The sequence below is a fragment of the Cryobacterium sp. TMT2-10 genome (genome assembly GCF_004403075.1).
Taxonomy (GTDB): domain Bacteria; phylum Actinomycetota; class Actinomycetes; order Actinomycetales; family Microbacteriaceae; genus Cryobacterium; species Cryobacterium shii.
Genome location: NZ_SOGW01000098.1, coordinates 50,851 through 67,649 on the forward strand (window position 1 = coordinate 50,851; position 16,799 = coordinate 67,649).

Annotated in this window: 17 protein-coding genes, 1 tRNA gene and 1 pseudogene; 12 read left to right on the forward strand and 7 right to left on the reverse strand. The window is 69.7% G+C overall.

Translation table 11 applies throughout. The annotated features are described in order from the left end of the window. On the reverse strand, positions 1–961 hold a 961-nt coding region (locus E3T37_RS11810; protein ID WP_241994565.1), incomplete at its 3' end, for an RNA polymerase sigma factor RpoD/SigA. Next, a complete protein-coding gene (locus tag E3T37_RS11815; RefSeq protein WP_134367013.1) occupies positions 958–1,215 on the reverse strand; it encodes a hypothetical protein in 258 nt (85 codons plus the stop codon). The genes E3T37_RS11815 and E3T37_RS11810, both read right to left, overlap by 4 nt. A gap of 188 nt (positions 1,216–1,403) precedes the next feature. On the opposite strand from E3T37_RS11815, the gene E3T37_RS11820 reads away from it, so the two are divergent. Genes E3T37_RS11820 through E3T37_RS11830 form a run of 3 tightly spaced genes read left to right on the forward strand, consistent with a single transcriptional unit; the run spans position 1,404 to position 4,614 of the window. Continuing rightward, on the forward strand, positions 1,404–2,315 hold the full coding sequence (locus E3T37_RS11820) for a 1,4-dihydroxy-2-naphthoyl-CoA synthase (RefSeq protein ID WP_134367015.1): 912 nt from the start codon (positions 1,404–1,406) through the stop codon (positions 2,313–2,315). Positions 2,316–2,321: 6 nt separating this feature from the next. After that, positions 2,322–3,590 (forward strand): AMP-binding protein, encoded by a 1,269-nt coding sequence (locus tag E3T37_RS11825; protein ID WP_174844099.1) that lies wholly within the window; start codon positions 2,322–2,324, stop codon positions 3,588–3,590. 16 nt (positions 3,591–3,606) lie between these two features. Further along, on the forward strand, positions 3,607–4,614 hold the full coding sequence (locus E3T37_RS11830; RefSeq protein WP_370262060.1) for a 1,4-dihydroxy-2-naphthoate polyprenyltransferase: 1,008 nt from the start codon (positions 3,607–3,609) through the stop codon (positions 4,612–4,614). Here the strand turns inward: E3T37_RS11830 and E3T37_RS11835 are convergent. Next, complete coding sequence (locus E3T37_RS11835) at positions 4,588–4,932, reverse strand: DUF4229 domain-containing protein (RefSeq protein WP_134367017.1); 345 nt, start codon at positions 4,930–4,932, stop codon at positions 4,588–4,590. The two genes, E3T37_RS11830 and E3T37_RS11835, sit on opposite strands and share 27 nt — an antisense overlap. A 71-nt stretch (positions 4,933–5,003) precedes the next feature. Here E3T37_RS11835 and E3T37_RS11840 point away from each other — a divergent pair, with 71 nt between their 5' ends. The 3 genes from E3T37_RS11840 (at position 5,004) to E3T37_RS11850 (ending at position 8,183) form a co-directional block, all read left to right on the forward strand. Beyond that, on the forward strand, positions 5,004–5,450 hold the full coding sequence (locus tag E3T37_RS11840; RefSeq protein WP_134367019.1) for a PLD nuclease N-terminal domain-containing protein: 447 nt from the start codon (positions 5,004–5,006) through the stop codon (positions 5,448–5,450). Further along, a complete protein-coding gene (gene menD, locus E3T37_RS11845; RefSeq protein WP_134367021.1) occupies positions 5,443–7,221 on the forward strand; it encodes a 2-succinyl-5-enolpyruvyl-6-hydroxy-3-cyclohexene-1-carboxylic-acid synthase in 1,779 nt (592 codons plus the stop codon). Before E3T37_RS11840 ends, menD begins: the two co-directional genes overlap by 8 nt. A gap of 98 nt (positions 7,222–7,319) precedes the next feature. Continuing rightward, positions 7,320–8,183 carry a PPK2 family polyphosphate kinase gene (locus tag E3T37_RS11850; protein ID WP_134367023.1) on the forward strand — a complete coding sequence of 288 codons (864 nt, stop codon included), beginning with the start codon at positions 7,320–7,322 and terminating at the stop codon, positions 8,181–8,183. Positions 8,184–8,317: 134 nt separating this feature from the next. Here E3T37_RS11850 and E3T37_RS11855 read toward each other — a convergent pair whose 3' ends face one another. Continuing rightward, positions 8,318–9,550: an isochorismate synthase MenF gene (locus E3T37_RS11855; protein ID WP_241975920.1), complete on the reverse strand. Its 1,233-nt coding sequence runs from the start codon at positions 9,548–9,550 to the stop codon at positions 8,318–8,320. 63 nt (positions 9,551–9,613) lie between these two features. Here E3T37_RS11855 and ubiE point away from each other — a divergent pair, with 63 nt between their 5' ends. From ubiE to E3T37_RS11870, 3 genes are read left to right on the forward strand one after another with little or no spacing between them, the layout of a single operon-like run. Then, positions 9,614–10,339, forward strand: a complete 726-nt coding sequence (gene ubiE, locus E3T37_RS11860; RefSeq protein WP_134402810.1) for a bifunctional demethylmenaquinone methyltransferase/2-methoxy-6-polyprenyl-1,4-benzoquinol methylase UbiE — start codon at positions 9,614–9,616, stop codon at positions 10,337–10,339. 32 nt (positions 10,340–10,371) lie between these two features. After that, a complete protein-coding gene (locus E3T37_RS11865) occupies positions 10,372–11,442 on the forward strand; it encodes a polyprenyl synthetase family protein (RefSeq protein ID WP_134367025.1) in 1,071 nt (356 codons plus the stop codon). A gap of 10 nt (positions 11,443–11,452) precedes the next feature. Beyond that, positions 11,453–12,838: an FAD-dependent oxidoreductase gene (locus tag E3T37_RS11870; protein ID WP_134367027.1), complete on the forward strand. Its 1,386-nt coding sequence runs from the start codon at positions 11,453–11,455 to the stop codon at positions 12,836–12,838. Between the two features lie 196 nt (positions 12,839–13,034). On the opposite strand, the gene E3T37_RS11875 is transcribed toward E3T37_RS11870, so the two are convergent. The 3 genes from E3T37_RS11875 to E3T37_RS11885 form a co-directional block, all read right to left on the reverse strand. Next, positions 13,035–13,523: a YajQ family cyclic di-GMP-binding protein gene (locus E3T37_RS11875; protein WP_104170455.1), complete on the reverse strand. Its 489-nt coding sequence runs from the start codon at positions 13,521–13,523 to the stop codon at positions 13,035–13,037. 104 nt (positions 13,524–13,627) lie between these two features. Continuing rightward, positions 13,628–13,876 carry an SCO4226 family nickel-binding protein gene (locus tag E3T37_RS11880; RefSeq protein ID WP_134367028.1) on the reverse strand — a complete coding sequence of 83 codons (249 nt, stop codon included), beginning with the start codon at positions 13,874–13,876 and terminating at the stop codon, positions 13,628–13,630. Positions 13,877–14,011: 135 nt separating this feature from the next. Next, positions 14,012–15,028 (reverse strand): LacI family DNA-binding transcriptional regulator, encoded by a 1,017-nt coding sequence (locus tag E3T37_RS11885; protein WP_160141084.1) that lies wholly within the window; start codon positions 15,026–15,028, stop codon positions 14,012–14,014. A 157-nt stretch (positions 15,029–15,185) separates the two neighbouring features. Here E3T37_RS11885 and E3T37_RS11890 point away from each other — a divergent pair. From E3T37_RS11890 to E3T37_RS11900, 3 genes and pseudogenes are all read left to right on the forward strand, one after another. Continuing rightward, positions 15,186–15,267, forward strand: a tRNA-Tyr gene (locus E3T37_RS11890). Positions 15,268–15,298: 31 nt separating this feature from the next. After that, on the forward strand, positions 15,299–16,135 hold the full coding sequence (locus tag E3T37_RS11895) for an inositol monophosphatase family protein (RefSeq protein ID WP_134367032.1): 837 nt from the start codon (positions 15,299–15,301) through the stop codon (positions 16,133–16,135). A gap of 312 nt (positions 16,136–16,447) precedes the next feature. Continuing rightward, a pseudogene (locus E3T37_RS11900) lies at positions 16,448–16,799 on the forward strand (hypothetical protein); the annotation flags it as partial.

Sequence of the window (16,799 nt, forward strand, 5' to 3'; positions counted from 1 at the left end):
GCGCGCGCTTCTCGATCTGCCGAACGCGTTCCCGGGTGACGCCCTGTATGGCCGCGATCTGGTCGAGGGTGCAGGGTGCGCCTCCGTCCAGGCCGAACCGCGCCGTGAGGATCGATCGTTCCCGGGCGGGCAGGGCCTCGAGATAGAACTCGATGTCCGCCTTCCGGAGCGTGAGCGTCGCGTACTCGTCCGGCTGGGGCAGGTCATCGTCGATGATCAGTTCGGAGATGTCGCCGAGACCGTCGCCGACGGGGGTGTGCAGCGAGATCGGCTCGTTGTCGTATTGCAGCAGCCGGGACACGTCGTGCGCGGGAATCTCGGATGCCTGGGCGAGCTCCTGCAGGCTGGGCTCGCGGTCGAGGGTGCCGGTGAGGTCTCGGCGGATGCGCTTGATCTTGTTGAGCTTCTCCGCGGTGTGCACGGGGATGCGGATCATGCGGGATTTGTCGGCCATGCCGCGGTGGATGGCCTGGCGGATCCACCAGGTGGCGTAGGTGGAGAACTTGAAGCCGGTCATGAAGTCGTATTTCTCGACGGCGCGGACGAGGCCGATGTTGCCGTCCTGCACGAGGTCCATGATCGGCATGCCGCGTCCGGAGTAGTGCTTGGCGATGCTGACCACCAGGCGAAGGTTGGCCTCGATGAAGCGGTTCTTCGCACGGTGGCCGTCGTGGGCGAGCCAGGCGAGTTCGCGAGCGAGTGCCGAGTCGTCGACTCCTTCGGTCAGTCTCTCGGCCGCGAACAGGCCGACTTCGATCCGCTGGGCGAGTTCGACCTCGTCGACCGCGGAGAGGAGGGGACCCCGGCCGATGCGGCGCAGGTAGTCGCCGAAGGCATCCGTGCTGCCGCGGCCGTACGCCGGCGTGGACGCCGCGGCCGCCGAACGTGGCGACGTCGCGGTCGCCGGGGCATCCAGGAGGGTCGCGTCGGGCCGGTGCGGCTGGCGCGCCGCGTTGCTCACCGGAGCACCGCCCCGGCGGGGGCCTGGCGCATGGTGAGGCTGGCGGTGGCGCGGTCGAAGGAGGAGAAGTAGGAACGTTCCCGCGGGCGGCCGAGGTTGGTCACCTCGAAGGCGTCATCGACGCGCTGGATGAAGCCGAGAAGGGCCGACGCGTCACCGTCGGCGATCAGGCGATCGCTGACCCGCCATTCGGTGGGGGAGATTTCGTTGATTCCGATGTCCCGGCCCTGCATATTGTTCATTGTCCTCGTCACGGTTGCTGCTTTTTTGATTTCGCGGCTTGTTGCGCGTGCGCCGGTGTCGGCCATCACTACCTCCGAGTCGAACTGAGATGACCAGTACACATTGTGAAATCGTGGCCCTCAAGGGGGTTGACTTGGCCCGCTTTCGAGGGGTAGTGATCAGGATCAGGCGGGTCGCCCCGCCCGCGTAGGCTGGGGGCATGATCGAACAGGTTTCCGAGATCTTCGACCCGACCCAGTGGCAGGATGTCGCGGGTTTCGACGCTCTCACCGACGTCACGTATCACCACGATCTGACCGGTCGGATCGCCCGGGTGGCGTTCAACCGCCCCGAGGTGCGGAACGCGTTCCGCCCGCACACCGTGGACGAGCTGCACGCGGCCCTGGAAGACGCGCGGATCAACCCCCGCATCGGCGTGGTGCTCCTGACCGGCAACGGACCGAGCCCGAAGGACGGCGGCTGGGCGTTCTGCTCGGGCGGCGACCAGCGTATCCGCGGCCGGGACGGCTACAAGTATGCCGAGGGCGAGACGGCGTCCGGCATAGACAAGGCGCGGGGCGGACGCCTGCACATCCTCGAGGTGCAGCGGTTGATCCGGTTCATGCCCAAGGTCGTCATCGCGGTCATCCCCGGCTGGGCGGCCGGCGGCGGGCACTCCCTGCACGTGGTCTGCGACCTCAGCATCGCCAGCGCCGAGCACGGCAAGTTCAAGCAGACGGATGCCGACGTCGGCTCCTTCGACGCCGGCTACGGCAGCGCCTATTTCGCCCGGCAGGTCGGGCAGAAGGCCGCGCGCGAGGTGTTCTTCCTCGCCCGCGAATACTCCGCGCAGCGCGCCCTCGAGATGGGGGCGATCAACGCGGTCGTGCCGCACGCCGAGCTCGAGGCCCTGGCGCTGGACTGGGCCCGCACCATCCTGACCAAGTCGCCCACCGCCATCCGGATGCTGAAATTCGCCTTCAATGCCGTGGACGACGGCCTGGTCGGCCAGCAGGTGTTCGCCGGGGAGGCCACCCGCCTCGCCTACGGCACGGACGAGGCCGTCGAGGGGCGCGACGCCTTCCTCGAGAAGCGCGACCCCGACTGGGGCCCGTACGACTGGCAGTTCTAGGCGGCCATGACCCGTGTGCTGCGGGTGGTCCCCGTCGGTGACCCGCTCGACCTGATGGAACCGCTGCGGCGCGCGCTGGCCAACAGCGACGACGCCGTGATGCCGGTGCCGGGGCCGGACCCCGAAACCGGGGCGCCGACCGTTCCGGGCGTGGGCGTGGGCGTGGTCGTGGGCGCGGACCGGGACCCGGCGCGGGTGCCACGCCAGGTGGCCGTGGTGATCGAGACCTCGGGGTCGACCGCGCGGCCCAAGCGCGTGATGCTCAGCACCGACGCCCTGCTCAGCAGCGCGGCGGCGTCCAGCGGGCGGCTCGGCGGCCCCGGCCAGTGGCTGCTGGCCCTGCCGGCGCACTACGTCGCGGGCGTGCAGGTGCTCGTGCGCTCCCTCGCCGCCGGCACGACGCCCGTGGTCCTGCCGGCCGGGCACTTCGATCCGGCGGTCTTCGCCGCCCATGCCGACCTGCTGACCGATCCGTCCCGCTTCACCTCGGTGGTGCCGGTGCAGCTGGCGCGGCTGGTCACAGCGGCCGCCGATGACCGTTTTCTCCGGGCCACGCTGCGCCGCTTCACCGGCATCCTGGTCGGCGGCCAGGCCCTGCCGCCGGGGCTGTTCGAGCGCGCGCGGGAACTCGACCTGAACCTCATCACCACCTACGGCTCCTCGGAGACCGCCGGCGGCTGCGTTTACAACGGGATTCCGATCGGCAACACCGAGGTGCGCTCGGTCGCCGGGCAGCTGGAGATCTCGGGTTCGGTGCTCGCGGAGGGCTACCTGGACGACCCGGAGCTCACCCGCGACCGCTTCGTCGACGTGCGCGGGGTGCGCTGGTACCGCACCGGCGACCTGGGCGAGGTGGACGACGCCACGGGGGTCGTGCGGGTGCTCGGGCGCATGGACAACGTGATCATCTCCGGGGGCGAGAAGGTGTCGCTGGACGCCGTGGAACGGATCGTGCGCGCACTGCCCGGCCTCGGCGAGGCCCAGGTGGTCGGGGTCGACGACCCGCAATGGGGGCAGGTCCCGGTGATCGTGCGGGACGGCGCTGCCGGGGCAGGGACCGGGCCGGGCGCGGATCCGGCCGCGCTCGCCCGAGCCGGCGAGGCGGTGGCATCCGTTCTGGGCCGTGCCGCCCGGCCCGCGCGGATCGTGACGGTGTCCGCGATCCCGCACCTCGCTTCCGGCAAACCCGACCGGCAGGCGCTCGGCCGGCTCCTGGACGATCTGCGCGGCGCGGGCGAACCCGGGCACGAGCGGGGGCACGAACCGGGTCGGTGACCCGTAAAATGGGCGCGTGACACAGAGAGCGCGGCCGGAACGGCCCACACAGCAGCGAGCGAACCGCCCGGCGTCCACGAAGACGCACGGCAAATCCGGCAATCCGGCACGCCAGAGCGCGGTGGCCGCGCGCGGACGGTCCGGTCCCGCCACGGCGGCGGACTGGGTGTCCGGGGCGCGCCTGCGCACGCTCCCGCTCGCCATCGCGCCCGTTGCCCTCGGCACGGGGGCGGCCATCGTCGCCAGCGGCCCCGGTGTCTTCCACCCGGTGCGCGCGGTGCTGGCCCTGGTGGTGGCCCTGTGCCTGCAGATCGGCGTGAACTATGCCAACGACTACTCCGACGGCATCCGTGGCACCGACGCCAACCGGATCGGGCCCGCCCGTCTGACCGGGAGCGGCGCAGCCACCCCGCGCAGCGTACTGACCGTGGCGCTGGCCTTCTTCGGCCTCGCCGCGCTGGCCGGCCTCACGCTCGTGGTGCTGACCGGGCAGTGGTGGCTGCTGCTGGTGGGCGCCACCGCCATCGTCGCGGCCTGGTTCTACACCGGGGGCCGCAAGCCGTACGGCTACTTCGGGCTGGGCGAGGTCTTCGTGTTCGTCTTCTTCGGCCTGGTCGCCACGATCGGGACCACGTTCGTGCAGGTCGGCACCGTGAACACGGAAAGCTGGCTGAGCGGCGTCGGGATCGGCCTGATCGCGATGGCCGTGCTGATGGTCAACAACCTGCGCGACCTGATGCCGGACAAGGCGTCCGGAAAACGCACCCTGGCGGTGCTGATCGGAAACCGGGCCGCCCGGATCGCGTTCTGCGTGTTCCTGCTGGTGCCGTTCGGGATCGCCGGGTTCTTCTGGTTGTTCTACCCGCTGGCCGGCTTCACGTTCTTCGTGCTGCTGCTGGCGCTGCCGGCCGCGGTGATCACGGTCACGGCGAAGACGTCGGCCGAGCTGATCCTGGTCTTGAAGCTGACCAGCTTCTCGGCCCTGGCCTACGGCGTGCTACTCGGCCTGGCGTTCGCGCTCTGACGCCTTGGGCGACTCCGACGCCTGTACTCTGGATGACTCCGACGCGGCGGCCGCTTCGGCGCGATCCAGCGAGGCGTCCTCCGAGGCGGCATCCGGGTGGATCACGTCCTTCTCCGGGTGTCGCGCCTGGTACAGGTCGAGGGCGACCTTCTCGCGCGGCTTGCGCAGCAGGATGTACGACAGGCTGACCCCGATCAGGGCAGCCAGACCCGTGGCCAGCCACCACTCGAACTGGAGGGTGAGCAGGACCGCGAGCGGAACGGCGAACAGGAGCACGCGGAGGACCGAGTAGGACAGCCAGGCGGGAACAGCTTTCATGCCTTCAGTTTAGGTCGCGGGCATGAACGATCACTCACCGATCTCACGGCTGAGCGCCCTAAACTATTTGCATGGTCCGCCTGCTGTTCGCCCTCGGTGTCGTCGTCGTCATCCTCACCATCTACACGCTGGTGGATTGCGCGCTGCTCCAACACTCCCGCGTGCGCGGGCTTCCGCGCTGGGTCTGGATCTTCGTCATCATCCTGATCCCCGTGATCGGGCCCGTGCTCTGGCTGCTGATCGGTCGTGGTCGCACGGGCGCCGGCCGGAACGGCGGCCGAATTGTGCGCTCCGTCGCCCCGGACGACGACATCGACTTCCTCAAGGGCCTCGACCGGGCCAAGTCAGAGCAGGAACACCTCCGGGCCCTCGAACAGGAACTCGCCGATCTCGACAAGGAGATCGGCACCCCGGATTCCCGGAACCCCGGCGGCCCCGGCCAGACCGGCGCCGGCGGGTTGGAACCGAAGAAGTCCGAACCAGGCGAAGGCGACCTGCCTGGCCGTCGGGATGCCTGAACGCGTCGCCAGCGGTAGCCCGGCCACGGACTTCAGCGTCGCCCTCCTGGGCGAGTTCGTGCGCCTCGGGCTCCGTGATGTGGTGCTCAGCCCCGGCGCCCGGTCCCAGGCCCTCGCGCTCGTCTGCGCCGAGCTGGAGCGGATCGGCCTGATCCGGCTGCACGTGCGCATCGACGAGCGGGGCGCCGGCTTCCTGGCGCTCGGGCTCGCGGTCGAGTCCGGACTGCCCGCCCTGGTCATCTGCACCTCCGGCACGGCCGTGGCCAACCTGCATCCCGCCGTGCTCGAGGCGCATCACTCCGGGGTGCCCATGATCCTGCTCACGGCCGACCGGCCGAGCGAGCTGCGCGGCATCCGTTCGAACCAGACCACCGTGCAGCCCGGCCTGTTCGGCGTGGCCACCCGCCTGTGCGTCGACATTCCGGCGCCCGATGGGGCGGCCGAAGAGCACGCGGTGGCCGTGGCCCTGGCCCGGCAGGCGACGGATGCGGCAACCGGCGCGTTCTCGGCCGACCCGGGTCCGGCGCAGCTGAACCTGGCGTTCCGGGAGCCCCTGTCGGCCCCGGTGGTTCTCACCCCCGAGGAGATTCTCGAGCACCCGGCCGGTGAACCTGCTGCTGAACCGCCTGCTGAAGCTGCCTCGGTTCCTGCCTCCGTTCCTGCTCCTGCCCCTGCTCCTGCCCGGGCGGACGACCGGTCGGTGCCGGTCGTCGTGGTCGAGGCCGGCCCGCGCACGGTGGTGATCGCGGGTGCCGGGGCGGGTGCTGCGGCCGAGGAACTCGCTCGCGCCGGCGGCTGGCCCCTGCTGGCAGAGGTGTGCAGCGGCGCCCGGTTCGGGCCGAACCTCGTGGCCGTCTACCGGGAGCTGCTGAACGCATCGGACCTGGGCGCACGGATCGAACGCGTGATCGTGTTCGGCCACCCCACCCTCAGCCGCGAGATCCCGGCCCTGCTCAAGCAGGACGGCGTGGACACCATCGTGGTCGCTCCGACGGGCGCCGAGTGGTTCAACCCCGGGCACCGCGTGCGTGTCTTCGCCCGCGCGGCCAGTGTGCCGGAGGAGACGGCGCAGGCGGCCCAGCGCCCGGAAGCACGGGAATGGCTCGGCCGCTGGGTCATGGCCAGCCGCCACCTGCTGGCCGTCCAGGTCGCACGGGATGCGACCCCGATCGGCGAACGCGGCATCACCCGGCAGGAGCTCGCCGCCATGCGCGCTCCGATCAGCCGGCCGATGCTCGTGGACGCCGTGTGGCGTGCCTCCTGGCCGCACGACCGGCTCGTGTTCGGGGCGTCACGGCTGATCCGCGAGGCCGACCGCCGGGTTCCGGGCAAGAAGATCTCCGCCCACTCCAACCGCGGCCTGGCCGGCATCGACGGCACCGTGGCCACGGCCGTCGGCATCGCGCTGGCCAGCCAGACCGGACCGACGCCGCAATCCACCGGAGTCACCCGGCTGCTGCTCGGCGACCTGACCCTGCTGCACGACGTCGGATCCCTCCTCCTCTCGCCGGGCGAGGCCCTGCCTCGCCTGCAGGTGATCGTGGGCAACGACGGCGGCGGCACCATCTTCGACGGTCTCGAGGTGGCCGGATCCGCCCGGGCCGAATCCGTCAACCGGGTGCTCTTCACCCCGCAGAAGATCGACCTGGCGAACCTGGCCGCGGCCTACGGCTGGTCCTATGGCCTGGCCGCGACCCGCAGTGACCTCGAGCGGGCCCTCACCGCGCCGCATGCCGGGCCGAGCCTCCTCGAGGTGCCGCTGACTCGCTGATCGGTTTCGTCGGCCGAGTCGCCTGAGTCGCCGCGCCGCCTTGCTGCTGGCGTGCGCGAGCCTGCCGAGCCAGACTGGAGGTGACGAAGGGGCGCACCGTGGGCGGACACAATGAGAAAATTTGGACGGACGATCCGAGGGAGCGGCTGCGAGTCACCGCCGGATTCCGGCTCGCCGACGTCGACCCCGGCGGCACGCCCGGCTTCGCGGGGGTGGGGCAGAAGAACGCCGACGCCGCCCTCGACGCCGGGGTCGGCGAACTCTCAAACCTGCAGGAGATGCTGTTCGCGAACAGCCGGTCCGGCGACCCGCTCCGGGTGCTCCTCGTGTTGCAGGCCATGGACACGGCCGGCAAAGGCGGGATCGTGCGCCACGTCGTCGGCTCTGTCGATCCGCAGGGCGTCCGTCTGTCCGCCTTCAAGGCTCCCACCGAGGAGGAACGCGCCCACGACTTCCTCTGGCGGGTGCGCAGGCGACTGCCCGAGGTCGGCCTGATCGGGGTGTTCGACCGTTCACACTACGAGGACGTGCTGGTCGGCCGGGTGCGCGCGCTGGCCTCGCCCGCCGAGATCGAGGACCGCTACGAGAAGATCCGGCAGTTCGAGAACGAACTCGTCGGCCAGGGCACCACGATCATCAAGGTCATGCTGCACATCGGCTCGGACGACCAGAAGGAACGCCTGGCCGAGCGGCTGGAACGGCCGGACAAGCACTGGAAGTACAACCCCGGCGACGTCGACGAACGGATGCGATGGGACGCCTATATGGACGCCTACCAGATCGCCCTTGAACGCACGTCGACCTCGGCGGCGCCGTGGTTCGTGGTGCCGGCGGAGAAGAAATGGTACGCCCGGCTGGTCGTGCAGCACCTTCTGATCGACGCCCTGCAGCGCCTCGACCTGACCTGGCCGGCCGCCACGTTCGACGTCGCCCAGGAGAAGGCTCGCCTGGCCGCCACCTGACCCGAGAATCCCCTAACGGGCGCCAATGCGGCCAAAACGTCGGTATAGCCCAACCCATGCCGGCGTTTTGCCCGCACTCGCGGGCCTGGGGGTCGCCTGGGGGTCGCCGGGGGCGAGGGGGGAGGGGGAACGGGCTAGCCGAAGGCCTCGACGACGGGGCGGAACTTCATCCGGGTCTCGGCGAGCTCGCGGTCGGGCTCCGAGTCGAGCACGATGCCGCAACCGGCGTAGGCGGTGACGTCGCCGGTGGGGCTGACCTGGGCGCAGCGCAGCGCGATGGCCCACTCGCCGTCGCCGTCCGCGCCGACCCAGCCGACCGGTCCGGCGTAGCGGCCCCGGTCGAACGGCTCCAGCTCGCGGATCAGGGCGAGGGCCGTCTGCGTGGGGGTGCCGGCGACCGCGGCGGTGGGGTGCATGGCCGCGATCAGGTCGAGCGAGTTCGATCCGTCGCTCAGGGTGCCCTCGACATCCGTGGCCAGGTGCCAGAGGTTCGGCAGCTTCACCGTGAACGGGATCTCACTCGTGGTGAGGTGCGAGGTGTGCGGCCGGAGTGAGGCGAGCACGCTCTGCACGGCGAACGCGTGCTCGTCGCCGTCCTTGGTGGAGGTGGCCAGCTGAAGGGCCGCCTCGAGGTCGGACGCGGCATCCGCGCCCCTGGACACGGTGCCGGCGAGCACGCGGGCGTTCACCTCGCCGTGATCGGCGCGGATCAGCGTCTCCGGGCTGGAGCCGACGAGGCCGTCGACGGCGTAGGACCAGCAGTCGGGGTAGCCCAGCGCGAGCTCGCTCACGGCCCGGCGCAGGTCGGACTCGGCGGGCAGCCGCCCGACCAGGTCACGGGCCAGCACGACCTTGTTCAGGTCGCCCGCCGCGATCCGGCCCACGGCCTCGCCGACCGCCCGGCGATACCCGTCGGGCGTCAGCGCGCCGGGGAGCAGGGAGATCCGGTACTCGTTGCCCAGGGGGTGCAGGCCGAGCGGGATCGCCGGCCGCGTCGTGCCGGTGGGCCAGACGCGGGTCACCCAGCAGAGGCCGTTCTCGCGGCCGACGATGACCTGCGGCACGATCAGCACGCTGGTCTGGGCCGAGGTGTCGTCGAAGGCGAACGCGCCGAACGCCAGCAGGCCGGTGCCGGTGCGGGCGAGCGGGTCGGTCACGGTCGCAGCGGCGACGACCTCGCGCCAGGCTGCTGCGGCATCCTCGAACCGGGTGGGACCGGAGAATTCGAGCCGCAGGGCCGTGCCGATGCCGGCCAGCCCCTGGTTGCGGCGCATCCAGAGCAGCGGGTCGTGCGAGTCGAGCAGAAGAATGAGTTGGCGGATGTCGGCGAGGGGGGTGGTTTCAACCGTTAAGGCCTGAGCATTCACGTCCTCAGCCTAGGCCAGCCGGTCTGGATGCCTGCCGAGTCCGGGGCAACCTAGACTGAGGGAGTGAGTAGAGCAGACCTCAATAAGCAGCCCGAGCAGGTCGCTGCCATGTTCGATCAGGTCTCCACCCATTACGACCGCACGAATGCGGTGTTGTCGGTCGGAAACGCGGCCCTGTGGCGGATGGCCGCGACCCGCGCCGTGAACCCGAAGCGCGGCGAACGCATCCTCGACATCGCCGCCGGCACCGGCACCTCCAGCGTCGCGCTGACCAGGACCGGCGCGCACGTCGTGGCCGCCGACTTCTCCGAGGGCATGATCAACGTCGGCCGTGAACGCCACGCGGGCAACCCCCAGGTTGAATTCGTGCAGGCGGACGCCACCGCCCTTCCCTTCGCCGACAACGAGTTCGACGCCGTGACGATTTCGTTCGGCCTGCGCAACGTGGTCGAGCCGAAGAAGGCGCTGGCCGAGTTCTACCGGGTGACCAAGCCCGGCGGCCGCGTCGTGATCTGCGAATTCTCCACCCCGCCGTTCGCGCCGATCCGGGCCGGCTATTTCGCCTACCTCAATCACGTCATGCCTCTTGTCGTCAAGCTCGCCTCGTCGAACGCCGAGGCGTACGACTACCTCGGCGAGTCGATCGCGGCCTGGCCCGACCAGTCGACCCTGAGTGCCTGGCTGCGCCATGCCGGCTACGATGCCGTCGCCTACCGCAATCTGACGCTCGGTATTGTGGCCCTGCACCGCGGCGTCAAGCCGGCGGATGCCGCGGCCGTAACGTCCTGATTCCTCCCAGAACCCATCGATAGGCTGACAGAGTGAAACCGAGCCTCCCCCTGTTCCGTCGCGGCTCCTCCGTGACGAGCCAGCTCGGCCTCAGCGACCGGATCTTCTCGAGCGCGAAGGACCGTGGCCTGGCCGCCGGCATCGACGCCGGCCTCGAGCAGGTCGAGGCGAGCCTGCTCGGCGAAATCGTCTTCACGGATGAGATCGCCAACGTCACCACCCGCTACCTGCTGAACGCGGGCGGCAAGCGCGTGCGCCCGATGCTCGCCCTGCTCACCGCGCACCTCGGCAACGGCAATCTCGCCGACGTGGTGACCGCGGCGACGGCCATCGAGATCACCCACCTGGCCTCGCTGTACCACGACGATGTGATGGATGACGCGGACCAGCGCCGCGGTGTGCCGAGCGCCCAAATCGTCTGGGGCAACTCGGTCGCCATCCTGACCGGGGACCTGCTCTTCGCCCGCGCCAACCAGCTGATGGCACGGCTGGGAGAGCGGGCCATCCGTTTGCAGTCCGACACCTTCGAACGACTCGTGCTCGGCCAGCTGCACGAAACGGTCGGCCCGCGCGCCGACGAAGACGCCGTCGAGCACTACATCCAGGTGCTCGCCGACAAGACCGGGTCCCTGATCGCCTGCGCCGCGCAGGCCGGGATCATCTTCTCGGACGCGCCGGACGAATTCGAGCAGCCGGTGATCCAATTCGGCGAGCGGATCGGCGTCGCCTTCCAGCTCATCGACGATGTGCTCGACCTCTCGCCCCAGCCGCTGGAGACCGGCAAGGTGCCCGGCACCGACCTGCGCGCCGGCGTCGCGACGCTGCCGCTGCTGCGCCTGCGCGAGCGGGCCCAGCACGATGCGGCGGCCGCGGCACTGCTCGAACGCCTCGAACGGGACGTGATGACCAGCAACAGCGCCGTCTCCGAGGCCGCCGACTCGGCGATCACCGCCCTGCGCGAGCACGACGTGACCGCCCAGACCCTCTCCGAGGCGCACGGCTGGGCCCACGAGGCCGTCGAGGCGCTCGCCCCCCTGCCCGACGGCTCGGTCAAGAAGGCCCTCACCCGTTTCGCCGACACGATCGTGGAACGATCCAGTTAGAAAGGCTCCCATGACCAAGTTGCGATTGGCCATTGTCGGCGCGGGACCCGCGGGGATCTATGCCGCCGACATCCTGCTCAAGGCGGAACGGAACTTCGACGTCTCGATCGACCTGTTCGACCACCTGCCGGCGCCCTACGGGCTCGTCCGCTACGGCGTCGCCCCCGACCACCCCCGCATCAAGGGCATCATCACCGCCCTGCGCGATGTGCTCGACCGCGGCGACATCCGCGTCTTCGGCAATGTGCGGTTCGGCATCGACATCACCCTCGACGACCTGAAGAAGCACTACAACGCCGTCATCTTCGCGACCGGCGCCGTGCACGACGCCGACCTGAGCATCCCGGGCATCGACCTGGAGGGCTCCTACGGCGCCGCCCGGTTCGTGAGCTGGTTCGACGGCCACCCCGACGTGCCCCGCACCTGGCCGTTGGAGGCGAAGGAGGTCGCCGTGATCGGCAACGGCAACGTGGCGCTGGACGTCTCGCGCATTCTGGCCAAGCACGCCGACGATCTGCTGAGCACCGAGATCCCGGCCAATGTGTACGAGGGCCTGAAGGCCTCGCCGGTGACGGATGTGCACGTGTTCGGCCGTCGCGGACCGACCTCGGTCAAGTTCACGCCACTGGAACTGCGGGAGCTGGGCGAGCTGCGCGACGTCGACATCGTCGTCCACGACGAGGACTTCGACTACGACGATGCCGCCCGCGACGCCGTCGCCAGCAACAAGCAGGTCTTCGTGATCGACAAGATCCTGAACAAATGGCGCGAGCGTCCGGCGGGCACCGCCAGCCGCCGGCTGCACCTGCACTTCTTCGCCAAGCCCCTCGAGATCGTCGACGACGGCACCGGCCGGGTCGGGGCCATCCGCTTCGAGCGCACGGCCCCCGACGGGCAGGGCGGCGTCGTCGGCACCGGCGAGATCCGCGAACTGCCGATCCAGGCCGTGTACCGCGCCGTCGGCTACTTCGGGTCGCCCCTGCCGGGCGTGCCGTTCGACAAGAAGCACGGCGTGATCCCCAACCGGGAGGGCCAGGTGCTCTGGAAGGGTGACCCGTCGTTCGGTTCGAAGGGCGCCAACACGCAGATGTACGGCGTCTACGCCACCGGCTGGATCAAGCGCGGCCCGGTCGGGCTGATCGGCCACACCAAGTCCGACGCCATGGAGACCGTGCGTCACCTGATCAACGACCTCGGAAACTGGTGGCGCCCGGAGTCCCACTCCGAGGAGAGCATCGTCGAACTGCTCGACGAGCGCGGCATCCAGTACACGAACCTCGACGGCTGGCACCGGCTCGACCAGCATGAGCTCGCGCTCGGCGCCGCAGAGGGCCGCGTGCGCGTCAAGGTCGTGCCGCGTGACGAGATGGTCGAGATCTCCCGCGGCGAGGGCTGACCCGCTCCTAACGAATTCGACGGAGATCCTGCGGTAAAAACACCCTCTTCGGGGTTTTCGGGCCGCAATCGGCAAAATCTCCGTCGAATTGGTGAGCGCGGCGGCGGGGGTGGGGCGCCGGCGGGCCGGAGGTGGCGGGTGGCGGTGGCCGGGTGCCCGGTGCCGGGGCGGCGAGAGGAGGGCGGCGGCTCGGTGGCTAGCGGAAGTTGACGAACTGCAGGGCGACGTCGAGGTCCTTGCCCTTGAGCAGGGCCATCGTGGCCTGCAGGTCGTCGCGGCTCTTCGAGCTGACCCGCAGCTCGTCGCCCTGGATCTGGCTCTTGACGCCCTTGGGGCCCTCGTCCCGGATGATTTTGTTGATCTTCTTCGCGTTCTCCTGGTCGATGCCGGCCTTCATCGAGGCCTCGATCCGGAATTCCTTGCCGGAGGCGAAGGGATCGCCGGCGTCGAGGCTGCGCAGCGAGATGCCGCGCTTGATCAGCTTCGACTCGAACACCTCGAGGATCGCCTTGACCCGCTCCTCGGAGTTGGCCTTCATGAGCACCTTCTCCCCGCTCATCTCGATCGAGGCGCCGACGTTCTTGAAGTCGTAGCGCTGCGCGACCTCTTTATGCGCCTGGTTGAGGGCGTTGTCGACCTCCATCGGGTCGACCTTGCTGACGATGTCGAACGTTGAGTCTGCCATGCCTGCAATAGTACCCAGTGGGCGACTATTCGCCCGGTCGGGCCGCGCTCGAAGGCGCGGCCCGACTCGGCTGGCGGCGCGGGTGACGCGAAAACCGGCTGGCCTCAGACCTCGACAGCGAGTTCGTAGACCTCCCCTGTCGGGTGGCCGGCCTTCTCGTGGACACGCATGACCGCCTCCTTCGAGGGCCCGGTGGACAAGCAGAACACCTTGCCCGACTCGGGATCAAGCCAGGCTTTCTCGAAGGTCATGCCCTCCTCGTCCTGAATCGCGACGTCGGCCGCGTGCGCTTCGGCCAGCTGTTCCTTTGTGACCCCGACGAATCCGTCGTGCACGTCCATGAATCGTGGCATTTGATGCAACCTTTCTCTCGTGTTGGGCCCAGCGTGTGCAGATGCGACGAGTCAAGCATCGGTTGTTCCACTGATCAAGGCGAGAGGGCGGGTTCCGGACTGACCGGATGGCCCGCGAGCGTTGGACTGCCGGGGTTATTCGCCGGGCCGGGCGGTGGTCGAGCGCACGACGAGCTCGAACGGCATCGGGGTGTTCAGGGACGACAACCGGTTCTGGCCGGGGCGCAGCCGGTCCAGCAGGATCTCCACGGCCTTCTCTCCCTGCCCCTGCGGGAACTGCGCGATCGTGGTCAGACCGAAGAACTCGGCGAGATCGTAATCGTCGACCCCGATCACGGAGACGTCCCGCGGCACGACGAGGCCCAGGTCGCGGGCGGCGAGGATGCTGCCGATCGCCATCTCATCGGACGCCGCGACGATCGCGGTCGGCCGGTCGTAGGGGCTGCCCAGGAGCTGCTTGGCCGCCTGGTACCCGCCGCCCATGGTGAAGTCAGCGGCCTGGAAGAGGGCCGGGTCCGGCACGACGCCGGCCTCGGCCAGGGCCTGTTCGTAACCGACCCTCCGGTTCGTCGGCAGGTGGAAGTCCAGGTCGAGGTCCTTGTTGCCGCCGATGTGGGCGATGCGGGTATGGCCGAGAGCGAGGAGATGCTCGGTCGCGAGCCGCGCGATGGCGACGTCGTCGACGGTCAGGGTACGCACGCCCTCGATCGGGCCGCCGATGCCGACGAGCGGCTTCTGCAGCGCATGCAGGCGGGCCACCTCGTCCTCGGTGAGTTCGAGCGAAATGGCGATCACGGCATCCACTCTCTGGCGCAGCAGGAAGTGCTCGAACACGCTGCGGCGCTCGGCCTCTCCGCCGGTGAGACTGTAGAGGGTGAGGTCGTAGCCGCCCCGCAGCAGGGCCTTCTGGGCGCCCTCGACGACGCTGGAGAAGAACCAGCGGTTGAGGAACGGAACCACGACGCCGATGTTCTTCATCCGGCCCGACGCGAGGCTCGAGGCGGTGGAGGAGACGACATAGCCCAGCTCATCGGCCGAGGCTTCCACCTTGAGCCGGGTCGACGGGGATACATGCCCGTTGCCGCTCAGGGCGCGCGAAACGGTGGCGGTGGAGACTCCCGCGTGCCGAGCAACCTCGTCGATGCCGACCATTGGGTTCCTTAAGTAAGTGACAAACAGGCCTTCTCTGATCTTATCCACCAGCCGATCAGTGCCGGGTGCGGGGGCTGATTTCTTACTGGGGACAAAAACCTTGTATTCTATTCGAGCGTCTCCGGTCACGTGTTCTTCATATGGTCGGGTGCGCATTGGCAAGTTACCCAAGTGGCCAAAGGGATCTGACTGTAAATCAGCCGTCTTAGACTTCGGGGGTTCGAATCCCTCACTTGCCACTCTTTCTTCCGCACGCCGTAGCGTTGAGCCATGACAACTCCTGGCTCAACCGAATTGCTGCGTCTCGCCCAGGACGCCGCGCTCGCCGCGGGGGAGCTGGCCGCCCGGCGCCGAGCCGAGGGCGTTCAGATCGCCGCGTCCAAGTCGTCCCCGGAAGACATCGTCACGAAGGCGGACCGGGAGACGGAAACGCTCATCCGCCGGCTGCTGGCCGCGGCGCGGCCGGATGACGGATTCTTCGGCGAGGAGTCGGAGGCGACGCCGGGCACATCCGGGCTCACCTGGGTGGTCGACCCGATCGACGGCACCGTCAACTACCTCTACCGGATCCCCGCCTGGGCGGTCAGCATCGCCGTCGTCGAGGGAGACCCCGATCCGGCCACGTGGCGAACGCTCGCCGGTGCGGTGCGGAACCCGTCCGGCGACGAGCTGTTCAGCGCGTCCGTCGGCGCCGGCGCCTGGCTGGGCGAGAGCCGGCTGCGGGTGCCGACCGCGGCGCCGGTGCCGCTGGCCTTGCTGGGCACCGGATTCTCTTACCGGGCGGACGAGCGGCTGCGGCAGGCGGACGTGGTGCGGGGCCTGATCGGCCGGGTGCGGGACATCCGTCGCATCGGCGCCGCGTCGCTCGACCTGTGCTCGGTGGCGGCGGGCCGTCTGGACCTCTACTACGAGCGCGGGCTCAAGCCCTGGGATCACGCGGCGGGCGCGCTGGTGGCCCGGGAGGCCGGGGCCCGCGTCGGCGGCTTCGGGGCGGACCGGGAGGGAATCGACCTGGTGATCGCGGGCGCCCCTGACCTCTACTCGGCGCTCGAGCCGATCCTGGCCGACCTGTTCGGCGAGTTCATGGATGGCGACCGGCGGCCCTGACCGGTAGCGCCCGGCACCCCTCCCAGCCCCGGAAAGACGGGGGAGGTGAGCCGTCTCGACGGCTCGTGGGCAGGCGGTCGAGACGGATGCTTGCCCCCCCGCTTTCGGGTGTCATTCCGTCTCGCGGAATGGGTGATTCGGCCTTCTGTTGGTAGCGTGTAGTGATTCGTTACTTTTGCAGTGGCCGAAAAGACTACTGTGACTCCGCCCCCGCGCCGAAAGATCTGCCTTTTGCTCCCTCACTCTTCAACATCGGCTGCACCTTCGCCCGATGCGAGTGACCCCGCGAAGAAGCACCTTACGCGTCGCGAGTTGCGCGAACGCGATGCGCGCGATCGCGCGCGGGCGTCGCGCGAGGCTGTCGCTGCCGCGCCCCTCATCGCCGCACCGGTCGAGCTCGTCGAAGCCGCCGTTCCGGACGCTGAGCCGCTCGAGAGCGTGGAAGTCCCCGCTGCGGACGAGCTCGTGCCGGAACCGGCCATGGAAGCCGCCGCGCCCGGTGTCGAGCGACTGCAGGCTCCCGTTTCGGCCGTGACCACGGCAACGGCGATCCCCTTCCCCACCCGCGCCCAGCTGCGCGCCGACCAGCCCCGCGAGCGCCCGGCCCGGGTTCGCCGCGCCCCGGCCTCCGAACGTCTGGCTCCGGCGGCCCGCGCGCGGGCCG

Excerpts from the sequence above, each read along its gene's own strand:
- E3T37_RS11820 (WP_134367015.1), top strand. The coding sequence starts at position 1,404 with ATGATCGAACAGGTTTCCGAGATCTTCGACCCGACCCAGTGGCAGGAT.
- E3T37_RS11825 (WP_174844099.1), top strand. The coding sequence starts at position 2,322 with ATGACCCGTGTGCTGCGGGTGGTCCCCGTCGGTGACCCGCTCGACCTG.
- E3T37_RS11835 (WP_134367017.1), bottom strand. The coding sequence starts at position 4,932 with ATGAAAGCTGTTCCCGCCTGGCTGTCCTACTCGGTCCTCCGCGTGCTC.
- E3T37_RS11840 (WP_134367019.1), top strand. The coding sequence starts at position 5,004 with ATGGTCCGCCTGCTGTTCGCCCTCGGTGTCGTCGTCGTCATCCTCACC.
- menD (WP_134367021.1), top strand. The coding sequence starts at position 5,443 with ATGCCTGAACGCGTCGCCAGCGGTAGCCCGGCCACGGACTTCAGCGTC.
- E3T37_RS11870 (WP_134367027.1), top strand. The coding sequence starts at position 11,453 with ATGACCAAGTTGCGATTGGCCATTGTCGGCGCGGGACCCGCGGGGATC.
- E3T37_RS11875 (WP_104170455.1), bottom strand. The coding sequence starts at position 13,523 with ATGGCAGACTCAACGTTCGACATCGTCAGCAAGGTCGACCCGATGGAG.
- E3T37_RS11880 (WP_134367028.1), bottom strand. The coding sequence starts at position 13,876 with ATGCCACGATTCATGGACGTGCACGACGGATTCGTCGGGGTCACAAAG.
- E3T37_RS11885 (WP_160141084.1), bottom strand. The coding sequence starts at position 15,028 with ATGGTCGGCATCGACGAGGTTGCTCGGCACGCGGGAGTCTCCACCGCC.
- E3T37_RS11895 (WP_134367032.1), top strand. The coding sequence starts at position 15,299 with ATGACAACTCCTGGCTCAACCGAATTGCTGCGTCTCGCCCAGGACGCC.